The 14,197-nt window shown below is 41.7% G+C and carries 7 protein-coding genes; all 7 read right to left on the bottom strand.

From position 1 onward, the window contains the following. Positions 1-29: 29 nt before the first annotated feature. A complete protein-coding gene (locus ACED20_RS18010; protein WP_378106141.1) occupies positions 30-584 on the bottom strand; it encodes a hypothetical protein in 555 nt (184 codons plus the stop codon). A gap of 10 nt (positions 585-594) precedes the next feature. Next, a complete protein-coding gene (locus ACED20_RS18005) occupies positions 595-1,074 on the bottom strand; it encodes a hypothetical protein (protein WP_294266067.1) in 480 nt (159 codons plus the stop codon). A 3-nt stretch (positions 1,075-1,077) separates the two neighbouring features. Beyond that, positions 1,078-3,909: a T9SS type A sorting domain-containing protein gene (locus ACED20_RS18000; protein WP_378106138.1), complete on the bottom strand. Its 2,832-nt coding sequence runs from the start codon at positions 3,907-3,909 to the stop codon at positions 1,078-1,080. A gap of 182 nt (positions 3,910-4,091) precedes the next feature. Further along, positions 4,092-4,397, bottom strand: a complete 306-nt coding sequence (locus tag ACED20_RS17995; RefSeq protein WP_027375539.1) for a DUF3467 domain-containing protein — start codon at positions 4,395-4,397, stop codon at positions 4,092-4,094. Positions 4,398-4,483: 86 nt separating this feature from the next. Beyond that, positions 4,484-8,749 (bottom strand): DNA-directed RNA polymerase subunit beta', encoded by a 4,266-nt coding sequence (gene rpoC / locus ACED20_RS17990; RefSeq protein WP_294230385.1) that lies wholly within the window; start codon positions 8,747-8,749, stop codon positions 4,484-4,486. Positions 8,750-8,833: 84 nt separating this feature from the next. After that, positions 8,834-12,655 (bottom strand): DNA-directed RNA polymerase subunit beta, encoded by a 3,822-nt coding sequence (gene rpoB / locus ACED20_RS17985; protein WP_378106137.1) that lies wholly within the window; start codon positions 12,653-12,655, stop codon positions 8,834-8,836. Positions 12,656-13,283: 628 nt separating this feature from the next. Continuing rightward, the gene (locus tag ACED20_RS17980; RefSeq protein WP_345766565.1) at positions 13,284-13,940 is read right to left on the bottom strand and encodes a hypothetical protein; all 657 of its coding nucleotides are present in this window, start codon (positions 13,938-13,940) and stop codon (positions 13,284-13,286) included. Between the last annotated feature and the right edge of the window lie 257 nt (positions 13,941-14,197).

The raw sequence follows: 14,197 nt of genomic DNA, 5'->3' as shown, positions 1-14,197 counted from the left end.
AAAAATTTAATTATCTGTCGTTTAAAAGTTTATGAAGTTTTAAAAAATTCTTCCGGAGGCGGAATGCTTACCGACCGACTGTATGAATTTTCAAATCTTTTAAAATAATACGGTTCTGATGTAAGATTAAAGGTCAAAAACAGCAGCTGCCCCACGTCCATAAGCATAAAAAAACCTGATGTCTTTATGATTTTTTTATTGTGAAAAGGAAGACTGAAATGCCGCCATGCATATACTTTTTTGGAAGCGAACAATCCTGAGAACTTCAGGATGGAGTTAAGCACAATATCTTTTTTATCAACATAACATTGATACTGTTTCTGTCCGTTTTTAAGATCAACCTTAATGATATCGTAGGAAAATCCGTTGAGGATAAATTCTTTTTCTTCTTTCCATTCAGCATTTGCCAGGTCTTTTTCTGAAAAATAAACGGCCTCAGATGTATTGATGTTGTATTTTGACATATGATCCTGTGTTCTTTCGTATATTTCGTGCTTAATACAGGAAATAACAGGGTAGATCATATTCATCAATACGACTATCAAAGGAAGAAACAGAGATATAAAAAATAGTTTTTTATTCAAAAAGAAGAAATTAGGGTCGTCGTGGGATTAATTCTCCCTCAGGTTCAATGGAATTAAATTTGGGAATCATGATTCTGTATTTTCTTTTAGAATTGTTTATTGAGTATTCAATCCAATTTTCTTTTGGATTTGTGTTACTCTGTTTTTCCGGCCTCTTCACAGAGGATCCCGGAGGTGAATAGTCGGGCATATCTGTCTTATCGGTAATTTGAAAATTCCCTTTAACGGTCACCACATTTCCTGAATTGGTTTGGGTAAAAGGCACTGTATTTCCTTCTGCTTTAAAAGATTTGACCTTAATATAATCCTTGCTGTTTTTTGGTTTTAAGATAACCGTATACATTGCTCCTCTTATGCCCGGCCTTCCTCCGAACCATTCTGATTTTTGGGCAGAAATTAAAGTTACATCATCCTGATACACAGAAGAAACTGGCGCTTTACAGGAAAACGCCAGCATCCAGAATAGTATTATGAATATTTGATTATTCATTTTTTAGTCATCGTCTCCGTCATCACTTACCTTGCCCAATACCAGATAGTTTCCACTGAAGATCGCTTCGCCTTTAGACTCGGCTTTTAGGATATAATTTCCGGGCGTCAGCCTCTGGCCGAACTCTTCATCCGATTTTACATTTTTCTTCGTGTAAACCAGTCTTCCTGATGCATCGAAAATACTAATATCCACCGAACTATATTTATCGGAATTAAATCTTAAGTGTGAAATCCCTTTGGATGGATTCGGGTAAATTCTCGTCTCGTCTTTTTTGGATTTCACTTCTCCGGTTGCTAAAGTAACTGTCGTATTCTGGGTCGTCCATGCTCCTCTTCCGTAGGTGGAAACCAAAACGGTTCTTGTGGAAGGACGGTAATCCAGATTTGTTACTCTTACATTTCCGATATTCCCTGTGATTGAAGCCCATGTTGGAGATGCAGAAAGGAAGTTGGTGGTTCCCCACACGCCCATTTCTGTTCCCAGGACCACTTCATTGGCATCATCAGGATTTCTCAGGACGGTTCTTACCGGCATATCCGGAAGATTCCCTTCTTTATTCTGCCATGTCGTCCCGCCGTCTGTGGAATAGAAAACACTTGTGACATTATAGTTGGAGAGTGTTACGATAATTTCGTTTTCGTTGGCTCCAAATTCGATGTCCGAAATGGTTCCTACTGCCGGCGTCGTGAGTACGGATGCCGCAAACGATGTGGTATTGGCATTGGTTACTTTAAAGATTCTTCCTAAGTTGGTTCCTACAAATAATGTCGTAGAGGCTGTTGTGTAGGGAGAAACTTTCATCCAGGAAATCTGCTCGTTCGTTTGTGCCGTTCCTACCGTCATGACAACATTGGTAAACGTTGTGGAAGTTGCGGACAAGCCTCCTGTTCTGAAAATAGTTAAGCCTAAACGGTAAGAATAAAAGACATTATTGATGCGGTCCAGGGCAATTTCATTCACGAAATGCCCATATGCATTTCTGTTTGCGCTAGAGATCAGGTAATAGCTGCTGTTTGTCAGCAGATAGTGATTATTGTAAACGTAGCTGGCAATCTCATAATTATCCAGGTCATCATATTCCGTGTACATCCCGTCACCGGAAGTAGCCAACTGACTGGTTAAAAAATTATTGGCCTGCGGGACACCATAGAGCCACCATGAACCGTTATCCTGGGCTCCTGCCAATAGTTCTTCATTAGCAGGGGTTTTAATAGGATTCAGCATCGCCGTATAAAACTGCGTAACGTTGTATCTTGTGTTTCTGGGGGCAAAACCACCTGCTGTTCCAATGGTATTTTTATTCGATGCAAAATAGATTCCGCCATCATTCCCAAACATCATCTGATTGGTTGCATAGTTATTGAACGGATTAAAGACGATCTCATGCTGATCTGCATGAACCTGGGAAACCGGCAGATTGGCCATATTGTTGTTGTTCGACCATTTTGAGATCTGGCTCCAGGTGGTACAGCCGTCCGTAGATTTGTAAAGATCGATTCCCCCGATATATACCGTATTATCATCTAAGGGATCGGTAGCGATAATCAGATCATAAAAAGACTGCCCTCTTGTGAAGTCGTTGGCCGAAATACTGGTATCCGCAGCTGTAGGAAGAGTAATGACGGGAGAAGCATCGCTGGTAGCCTGCCAGGTTGTCCCGCCATCTGTAGATCTGGCGATACGGATCGGTTCGGACGTACTGTTTGCTCCCTGCATAAAGGCATACGCTTTATTAGCATCCGTTCTGGAAAGCGTAAAGTTCACCCGGGCCCCGGAATTTCCGACATTATAAACTTCATTAAAAGTATTTCCGTCTGCAGATTTTAAGATTCTTCCTCCTGAGTCTATATTGGAGTATCTTGACGACCGGGTGGAAACCCATACGGAATTATCGGCCCCGATTTCGATCTGCTGAATGGAATATCCTGTGGAGCTTGTTGTACCGCTGGTTGTATTGAGTGCTAATAGACTGGTGTTTTTTATGAAAGTAGCCCCTCCATTGGTAGACTTGTACAATCCTGCCTGAGCCAGCCCCTGATAGGCTCCGTCGTTGTAATTGCCACTCACCCCTGCATAGACTTCCGAGACCCCTGCATTATTTCTGACTTTAATGTCATTGATGTAAAAGTTTCCGCTTCTTACGTTTCCGGAATAGGTTGGCGTGATAGTGAAAATCTGGTTCCAGGTATTTCCTCCGTTGGTAGACTTCCAAATTCCCGAACCGATAGCATCGGCCGTAGGCGCCTCCCCGGTTCCGACATAAATAACCTGCGGATTGTTTGGGTCATAAGCGATGCACGAAACGGAAGTATTTGCCCAGAATGTGCTCAGCGGTGTCCACTCATTAGTGCTTACGGAAGGATCCTGGTTTACCCAAAGTCCTCCGGAAACACCTCCTGCGAAAACCCTTTTGCCGGCAGGATCGTTGGGGTCGTACATAATTGCTCGGGTTCTTCCTCCGACACTGTAAGGACCTCTTTCGATCCACGGCTCATTTACAATTTTTCCGGTTGAAGATCCGCTCCCGGTAATGAAAGACATAGGTTTAGTAGGCGCATATTTTCCCTGTTCGATTTCCCGGTTCAGTGCGGCAAGCTTATAAAAGCCGTTGTCACCGGTTACGGGATCCATTGTTCTTTTATAGTCTTCTTCATTATAAGGATTTGGCGGAATGCCTGCTGATTTTGCTACCTTATGCTGTTTTTTCAGGCCTTTGTTGTATTTGGCATACAGCTCCTGAAGATGTTTCTGGTTTTTATGAAGGGTATTCTCCTGTGCATAGAAGCTTGCTGCAGTACAGAGCATCGCACAAAAAATAAAAGATACTTTCATTTTCAATATTTTCTACCAAATATACTAAGTATCAACGCAATTATATAAAAAATACATAAAATTTTAATAATCGTTAAACAGTAACGTCAAATACCTGTGAATTATCAAAATTCGGGTCTGAAATTGAGAACCAAAAAATGCCCCGAATAATCGGGGCATCTTATTTTATGTAAGAAAAAATCTTAAGCTTGTACGTTGTTTCCTCCTAATACGAAAGGCTCAACTTCTTTGATTTCTCCGAATTGCTGCTCATAGTTAGCAATGTTCTGCTGAAGAGCAGAAAGTACTCTTTTAGCGTGAAGCGGAGCAAGAATAACTCTTGATCTTACTTTAGCCTGTTGTACACCTGGCATTAACTGGATGAAATCTACTACGAATTCAGATGGAGAGTGGTTTACCAAAGCTAAATTAGCATAGATACCCGCTGCTACCATTTCGTTCAATTCGATGTTGATGTTTCCGTCTTGTGGATTTTGATTGTTGTCCATTTGTTATAAATATTTTTTTATTCGAAATTTTGAGGTTGTGAAAATATAAAAATAAATCCAAACCTCAAATTTCCGAATCATTAATTTTAGTTAAGATCTTCGAATTCTTTTTTAGAACCTACGATCACATTCTGATATTCCTTAAGACCTGTACCTGCAGGGATTCTGTGTCCTACAATTACATTTTCCTTAAGACCGTTCAGATCATCTACTTTACCTGCTACTGCAGCTTCGTTCAGTACTTTTGTGGTTTCCTGGAACGATGCGGCAGACATGAAGGACTTGGTCTGAAGAGCTGCTCTTGTAATACCCTGCAATACAGGAGTTGCTGTAGCCGGTAAAGCTTCCCTTACCTGAACCAAAGCCTGGTCTTCACGTTTCAGCTTGGAGTTTTCGTCTCTCAATTCTCTTGCCGTGATCATCTGTCCCGGCTGGAATACTTTAGAGTCTCCTGCGTCCACTACTACTTTAAGACCGAATACCCTGTTGTTTTCTTCAAGGAAGTCATATTTATGCTCAAGAGCTCCTTCAAGGAACTGGGTATCCCCTCCATCTACGATCGATACTTTGGTCATCATCTGTCTTACGATGATTTCGAAGTGCTTATCGTCGATTTTTACCCCCTGAAGACGGTAAACTTCCTGAATTTCATTTACCAGATATTCCTGAACTGCTGTTGGACCTTTAATTCTTAAGATATCGTCCGGAGTAATGGATCCATCGGAAAGCGGCGAACCTGCTCTCACAAAGTCATTCTCCTGTACGAGGATCTGGTTGGATAATTTAACTAAATAAATTTTTCTTTCTCCAGTTTTGGCCTCAACGATAAGTTCTCTGTTACCTCTTTTGATCTTTCCGTAAGAAACTACCCCGTCGATTTCTGTAACCACCGCTGGGTTGGATGGGTTTCTTGCCTCGAATAATTCGGTAACTCTCGGAAGACCTCCGGTGATATCCCCTGCTTTTGCAGATTTTCTCGGGATCTTGATTAAGACTTTACCGGCCTTGATCTTCTCACCATCATTTACCATTAAGTGGGCTCCTACCGGTAAGTTGTATGCTTTCTGTTCAACTCCTTTAGAGTCTACCACTTTCAGGGTAGGTACGGCTTTCTTGTTTCTGGATTCGGAGATTACTTTTTCTTCGAAACCTGTAGCTTCGTCTATTTCCAGCTGGAATGAAATACCCTGAATAATATCTTCGTATTCTACCTTACCGGAAGTTTCAGCAATGATTACTGCGTTGTAGGCATCCCACTTACAGATCACATCCCCTTTCTTCACTTTATCACCCGGTTTTACAGCCAATATCGATCCATAAGGTACGTTGGCTACCATCAATGGTGTTCTGGATTCGTTATCTGCCACCAATCTGAATTCCGTTGAACGGGAAACCACAACCTCGGCCGTGTTACCGTTTTCATCTTCAGAAGTAATGGTTCTGATTTCGTCCATTTCAACGATACCGTCTCTTCTGGCCACGATGGATGGGTTTTCGGAAACGTTTCCTGCAGTACCCCCCTGGTGGAAGGTTCTCAACGTAAGCTGAGTACCCGGTTCCCCGATGGATTGTGCTGCAATTACCCCTACTGCCTCACCCATGTGGATGGTTTTACCTGTGGCCAGGTTTCTACCGTAGCATTTTGCACAGATTCCTTTCTTCGCTTCACAGGTTAACGGCGAACGTACTTCAACCGCTTCCAGTCCAGCTTCTTCAATTCTTCTGGCAAATACTTCGTTGATCACTTCGTCTGCATTGATGATTAGCTCATCGCTTTCAGGATCATAAATATTGTGTAGTGATACCCTACCTAAGATTCTTTCAGAGATTCTTTCAACGATCTCGTCATTTTTCTTAAGCGCGGTAACTTCCGTACCTCTTAAAGTTCCACAGTCATCCTCTGTAACGATAACGTCCTGTGCAACGTCTACCAATCTTCTCGTTAAGTAACCGGCATCGGCCGTCTTAAGAGCGGTATCCGCAAGACCTTTACGGGCTCCGTGGGTAGAGATAAAGTATTCCAAGATGGAAAGGCCTTCCTTAAAGTTGGCAAGGATCGGGTTTTCGATGATCTCCGCTCCGGTAGAACCGGCTTTCTGCGGCTTGGCCATCAAACCTCTCATTCCGGATAACTGACGGATCTGTTCTTTGGAACCCCTCGCCCCGGAATCAAGCATCATGTATACAGAGTTGAAACCACCTTGATCGGTTTTCATTCTGCTCATGATCATTTCCGTTAATCCTGCGTTGGTGTTCGTCCAAACGTCGATTACCTGGTTATAACGTTCAGTATCGGTAATAAGACCCATGTTATAGTTGGCTCTGATTTCGTCTACTGTTTCAATAGATTGAGCAATCATCTGCTTTTTCTCAACAGGAACTACAATGTCTCCCAATGAGAAAGAAAGACCTCCTTTGAATGCGTTTGAATACCCTAAGTCTTTCATCGCATCCAGGAACTTCACAGTTGTAGGGAAATCCGTATCTGCAAGGATCTTACCGATAACATTTCTTAATGATTTCTTCGTTAAAAGCTCATTGATATATCCTACCTGCTTTGGTACAATCTGGTTGAATAAGATTCTACCTACGGAAGTTTCGATCAGTCGGGTTACGATCTCTCCGTTTTCTTTAACCGGAAGTCTACATCGTACTTTAGCATTTAAAGATACTCTTCCTTCCGCATAAGCGATTTCCGCTTCTTCAGGAGAGTAGAAGGCAAGACCTTCACCTTTCACTTTCATCTCTTCGGTAGAGCTTAATTCTTTGGTCATAAAATAAAGACCAAGAACCATGTCCTGAGAAGGTACGGTGATCGGAGAACCGTTCGCCGGGTTCAGGATGTTCTGAGAACCCAACATCAGTAACTGTGCTTCAAGGATCGCTTCAGGGCCCAACGGTAAGTGTACCGCCATCTGGTCACCGTCGAAATCCGCGTTGAAGGCCGTTGTTACCAACGGGTGAAGCTGGATTGCTTTTCCTTCGATCATTTTAGGCTGGAAGGCCTGGATCCCCAGTCTGTGAAGCGTAGGTGCCCTGTTCAGAAGAACCGGGTGGCCTTTCATCACGTTTTCAAGGATATCATATACTACAGGTTCTTTCCTGTCGATGATTCTTTTTGCTGATTTTACGGTTTTTACAATTCCTCTTTCGATCAGTTTTCTGATGATGAACGGTTTGTAAAGTTCCGCCGCCATATCTTTAGGAATACCGCATTCGTGAAGCTGTAAGTTAGGACCTACAACAATTACCGAACGCGCCGAGTAATCTACCCTTTTTCCCAATAGGTTCTGACGGAAACGACCCTGCTTACCTTTCAATGAATCAGAAAGGGATTTCAACGGTCTGTTGGATTCAGATTTTACCGCAGAAGATTTTCTTGTGTTATCGAACAGTGAATCTACAGATTCCTGAAGCATACGCTTCTCGTTTCTCAAGATTACTTCCGGAGCTTTGATCTCCAATAGTCTCTTCAGACGGTTGTTTCTGATGATTACTCTTCTGTAAAGGTCATTTAAATCGGAAGTTGCGAAACGTCCACCATCCAACGGAACCAATGGTCTCAATTCCGGCGGGATTACAGGAAGCACACGCATGATCATCCACTCAGGCTTGTTGATCATTCTTGTATTAGCGCCTCTCAATGCTTCTACAACATTCAATCTTTTTAAAGCCTCAGTTCTTCTCTGTTTTGAACCTTCGTTGTGAGCTTTATGTCTTAAATCGAAAGACAATGCATCAAGATCGATTCTTTTTAATAATTCCTCAACCGCTTCAGCACCCATTTTAGCGATGAATTTGTTTGGATCAGAATCATCAAGATACTGGTTCTCGATCGGAAGTGTTTCCATGATATCAAGGTACTCTTCTTCCGTTAAGAACTCCATATTTTCGAAGTCGGAACCGTCTAATTTCTTAGCAATACCCTGCTGGATCACTACATACCTTTCGTAGTAGATAATCATATCCAATTTCTTGGAAGGGATTCCCAAAAGGTAACCGATTTTGTTCGGCAAAGAACGGAAGTACCAGATGTGCGCAATTGGAACTACTAGGTTTATATGTCCGATTCTTTCTCTACGTACTTTTTTCTCCGTAACTTCTACTCCACAACGGTCGCAAACGATCCCTTTGTAACGAATTCTCTTGTATTTACCACAAGCACATTCGTAATCCTTTACGGGACCGAAGATTTTTTCACAGAACAACCCGTCTCTTTCCGGCTTATGCGTTCTGTAGTTAATGGTTTCCGGCTTAAGAACCTCCCCTCTCGATTCCTGAAGAATCGATTCCGGAGAAGCTAAACCGATGGTTATTTTATTAAATCTACTTGATTTATTTTTATTTGACATTTGTTAGATTTTAAATTTTAGATTTTAGATTTTAGATTAATTTCCGGATGTTTCCATCCGGCATTGATAATTTAAAATTTAAAATTATTCCTCTAGTCTTACGTCTAATCCAAGACCCTGTAACTCGTGAAGCAATACATTGAATGATTCAGGGATACCCGGTTCAGGCATCGATTCACCTTTTGCAATGGCTTCATAAGTTTTTGCTCTACCAATCACGTCATCCGACTTCACGGTCAGGATTTCTCTCAGGATATTGGATGCTCCGAATGCTTCAAGAGCCCAAACCTCCATCTCTCCGAATCTCTGACCTCCGAATTGCGCTTTACCTCCTAACGGCTGCTGCGTAATCAGTGAGTAAGGACCGATAGAACGGGCGTGCATCTTGTCATCAACCATGTGACCCAGTTTCAGCATGTAGATTACCCCTACGGTAGCTGCCTGTGTAAATCTTTCTCCGGTACCACCGTCATAAAGATAAGTATGACCGAATTTAGGAAGACCTGCTTTCTCAGTATATTCAGTAATCTGGTCAAGGCTTGCTCCGTCGAAGATCGGCGTGGCAAACTTCAATCCTAATTTCTGACCTGCCCATCCAAGAACAGTTTCATAGATCTGTCCGATGTTCATACGGGAAGGTACCCCAAGCGGGTTCAATACGATGTCTACCGGTGTTCCGTCTTCAAGGAACGGCATATCTTCTTCACGAACGATTCTCGAAACGATACCCTTGTTACCGTGACGTCCTGCCATTTTATCCCCTACGTTCAGTTTACGTTTCTTAGCGATGTACACTTTAGCAAGTTTCATGATACCTGCAGGTAATTCGTCTCCGATGGAGATCGCAAACTTCTCACGGTTTTTAACCCCCTGGATATCGTTGTACTTGATTTTGTAGTTGTGGATCAACTGCTTGATCAATTCATTTTTATCTGCATCAACCGTCCAGTCTGAACCGCTAACGTTTACGTAGTCTTCAACAGAAGTCAATAATTTGTGAGTGAATTTCACCCCTTTGCCGATAATTTCTTCATCAAGGTCATTTTTAACCCCCTGAGAAGTTTTACCGCTTACGAGTGTATTTAATTTTTCAATTAAAGTATTTCTCAACTCATCAAACTTAGCTTTGTAAGTGTTTTCAATTTCTTCAAGCTTAAGTTTTTCTTCCGTTCTTTTCTTTTTGTCTTTGATGTTTCTGGAGAACAATTTCTTATTGATCACCACTCCTCTTAGTGAAGAGTCTGCTTTCAATGAAGCATCTTTCACATCACCGGCTTTATCACCGAAGATCGCTCTAAGAAGTTTTTCTTCCGGAGTCGGGTCGGATTCCCCTTTCGGAGTAATCTTACCGATCATAATATCACCAGGCTTCACTTCAGCCCCGATTCTGATCATCCCGTTTTCATCAAGATCCTTGGTTGCTTCTTCGGATACGTTCGGAATATCTGCCGTAAGTTCTTCCATACCCAGTTTGGTATCACGAACCTCAAGAGAATATTCATCCACGTGGATGGAAGTAAACCAGTCTTCACGAACTACTTTTTCATTGATTACGATCGCATCCTCGAAGTTGTATCCTTTCCAAGGCATGAACGCAACCACCAGGTTTCTACCAAGGGCCAATTCTCCTTTTTCAGTAGCATACCCGTCGCAAAGCACCTGTCCTTTTTCTACCACATCTCCAACTCTTACGTTTGGTCTCAGGGTAATGGTTGTACTCTGGTTGGTTTTTCTGAACTTAGTCAGGTTATATGTTTTTGTAGCGGACTCGAATTGTACCAAATCCTCGTCTTCGCTTCTTTCGTATTTAATTACGATTCTGTCGGCATCTACATACTCTACCGTACCGGTACCTTCAGCATTGATCAAAATTCTTGAATCTCTTGCTACCTGCTGTTCAAGCCCTGTCCCAACGATCGGAGCCTGCGGCTTCAATAACGGAACGGCCTGACGCATCATGTTGGATCCCATCAAGGCACGGTTCGCATCATCATGCTCCAGGAAAGGAATCAATGAAGCGGAAATACCGGAAATCTGGTTCGGTGCTACGTCGATAAGGTCTACCTGGTTAGGCTCCACTACCGGATAATCACCATCCAGTCTTGCAATAATCCTGTCGGTTTTGAATTCACCGTTGTCGCTCAATTCAACGTTGGCCTGAGCAATTACTTTAGATTCTTCATCTTCAGCATTTAAATAGATCGGATCTGCCGAAAGTTCGATTTTACCGTTTTCTACTTTTCTGTATGGGGTTTCGATGAAACCAAGTCTGTTGATTTTAGCATAAATCCCTAAAGAAGAGATCAAACCGATGTTCGGTCCTTCCGGAGTTTCAATCGGACAGATTCTTCCGTAGTGGGTATGGTGAACGTCACGCACCTCGAAACCTGCTCTTTCTCTTGATAAACCTCCAGGCCCTAATGCAGATAATCTTCTCTTGTGAGTAATCTCTGATAACGGGTTGGTCTGGTCCATGAACTGAGACAGCTGGTTGGTACCGAAGAATGAGTTGATTACTGACGTTAACGTCTTCGCGTTCACAAGATCAAGCGGGGTAAAGATTTCGTTATCTCTAACGTTCATTCTCTCCTTGATGGTTCTTGCAATTCTTGAAAGACCTACACCGAACTGTCCTGCCAACTGTTCACCAACGGTTTTAATCCTTCTGTTGGATAAGTGGTCGATATCATCAACATCCGTTTTTGAGTTTACCAGCTCGATCAAGTGTCTTACAATCGCGATGATATCTTCTTTGGTAAGAACTTCGGTTGTTGTAGGAATATTCAGGCTTAACTTTTTGTTTAGTCTGTAACGTCCTACTTCACCTAATGAATATCTTTGCTCGGAGAAGAATAATTTTTCAATGATTCCTCTTGCCGTTTCCTCATCTGGCGGATCTGCATTTCTTAGCTGACGGTAGATATATTCCACCGCTTCTTTTTCAGAGTTGGTAGGGTCTTTCTGTAAGGTATTCTGGATAATAGAGAACTCGTTGCTGTTTTCTTTGTGAATCAAAATAGATTTCACGCCAGCATCAAGAATAAGATCCAAATGTTCTTTTTCAAGAATGGTTTCTCTATCCAGGATAATCTCGTTTCTTTCGATAGAAACTACCTCTCCTGTATCTTCATCTACGAAATCTTCGAACCAGGTGTTCAAAACTCTCGCAGCCAATGTTCTTCCTTCTACTTTTTTAAGAGCAGCTTTGGAAACTTTCACTTCTTCAGCAAGGTCGAAGATCTGAAGGATATCCTTATCAGATTCGTAACCGATGGCTCTTAACAAGGTGGTTAACGGTAATTTTTTCTTACGGTCGATATACGCGTACATTACGCTGTTGATATCGGTTGTAAATTCCATCCAGGATCCTTTGAAAGGAATGATTCTGGAATAGTAAAGTTTGGTTCCGTTGGCGTGGTAAGTCTGTCCGAAGAATACACCGGGTGAACGGTGCAACTGCGTAACGATTACCCTTTCAGCACCGTTGATGATGAAAGATCCGCTAGGCGTCATGTAAGGAACCGGGCCTAAATATACATCCTGAACCACGGTCTGGAAATCCTCGTGCTCCGGGTCTGTACAATACAATTTAAGTCTCGCTTTAAGAGGCACAGAATATGTTAATCCTCTTTCCACACACTCATCGATTGAATAACGTGGAGAATCTACCAGATAATCCAGGAATTCCAATACGAATTGGTTTCTGGAATCCGTAATTGGGAAATTTTCCTGAAAAGTCTTGTAAAGACCCTCATCTCTTCTATCTTCAGGTAGCGTATCAAGCTGGAAAAACTCAGAGAAAGACTCGATCTGGATATCCAGGAAGTCCGGCGTGATGATTTTTCCTTTCGCTGAAGAGAAATTTACTCTCTGATTTCCCCTAGTTGTAGGTGTTGTTTTACTCATAAAACTTTTAAGAAAGGTTAAAAAATATTTTGATTCATTAAAAAATATCAGAAAAGAACCGGCAACAGGGTTAAATGAAAAGGCAAAAGTGTTTTGGCGCTCACGAAGAACCTTAAACTTTTTAACTCCGTCTTTGATTTTTCTCTAACTGCAACACTGGTATATCTTTTCACAGCGTAATGCAAAATATTTTTACTACTTTTGAGGCAGAACCGCCACCACATCTATAAAACAAGAAGTCTCCTTCACGATCATGAAAGAGGTGATATTCAATATTTTATAGATATGTATACAATTATTCGCGCCAAAAGAGACTGCAAAGATAGAAAAATTTATTAATATATACAAATGCAACCACCTTGTTTCCAATATTTTTCTTTAACAGAAATGCAGTTGATTTTGAAAAATTCTATTCTTACGCTTAGACCTGTTTAAATTTTAATTTGATGTTTTTTATTGATTTCTCTTAAGGTACTTCAACCAAAATAAACAAACTTTACTTATTTAGCGTCAAGAAATCTCTAGATTTGTCGTGGTTAAATTCAGTCTTTTCAGCTTTAAAAAATAAGAAATCAATATATTTTAGCATCAATATATTGATGCTTTGAAGAATAATGCCGGCCATTTATTATGTATTGTTTCCGGAACAGAGTAATTTATCATTATAAAAAAACAGCACGTTATCTGTAGGAGCATTCCAGTCTGCAATATGATGCCTGAATGCATTGCGGAACCATGCATCTATACTGTTTTTTGTGGACGACTGAATAAGCATGGGCCCATTCTGCTGAATCTGCTGTGAAGAAAGATCTGCCGGCATAACCAATGCGATATGCCCCGGTTTGTGCCGGTCCGGATTTTGCGCACACGCTACGACAATATAGCCTTCATCAGCCATTTTCTGGGCTTCGGATAAAATATTCTTTACAATAGGATGCCATCCAAACTCTTTTGCCGGATCCGAATTCAACCATTTAACCTGAGCATTGGCAAGCAATTCCTGCTTATGTTCAGGCGGCCTCAGAATGTAAATTCCGCGGCGTTCACAGGCTGCTGCCACGAAAGCACTGCAGTGGGTCCTTATTCCAGAAACTGCATCAGGATCATCCGGCTCACCTGTCTTCCAGTTAATATGCTGCCCGGCCTGCCATTTTTGAAGGACATCCATCCCCAGATAAAAAGATTTCAGCTGTTTGCCACATTCTGTCATACGTAGGCTGTCTGTAGGCTGTCCGTGACACAGTAAGGAAATAAAGAATAGCAGAATAAAACGGAATTTTTTCATGCCTGTATGTTTAATTTGTTGAAAATAGTTGATCCGCAGCATTACACCGTATTCCCTGTTCTTAGAACAGAAAGCATCTTAAAGGTTAAATCGGATTTATGAATTTATACAAAAAAAGACTAAAGATCCGGATCGCTCCTTCCCTTTAGTCTTATATCAATTATTGTCATTTTTACGGAAACATTGAGAATCCGCTTCTCTGTACTTGTTTACTTTCTGAACATTACAAAGGTTTCCAGAAAGACCATACCGTCCCG

The sequence above is a fragment of the Chryseobacterium sp. sg2396 genome (assembly GCF_042610505.1).
Classification (GTDB): domain Bacteria; phylum Bacteroidota; class Bacteroidia; order Flavobacteriales; family Weeksellaceae; genus Chryseobacterium.
This window is presented reverse-complemented; position numbering and strand designations above follow the sequence as displayed.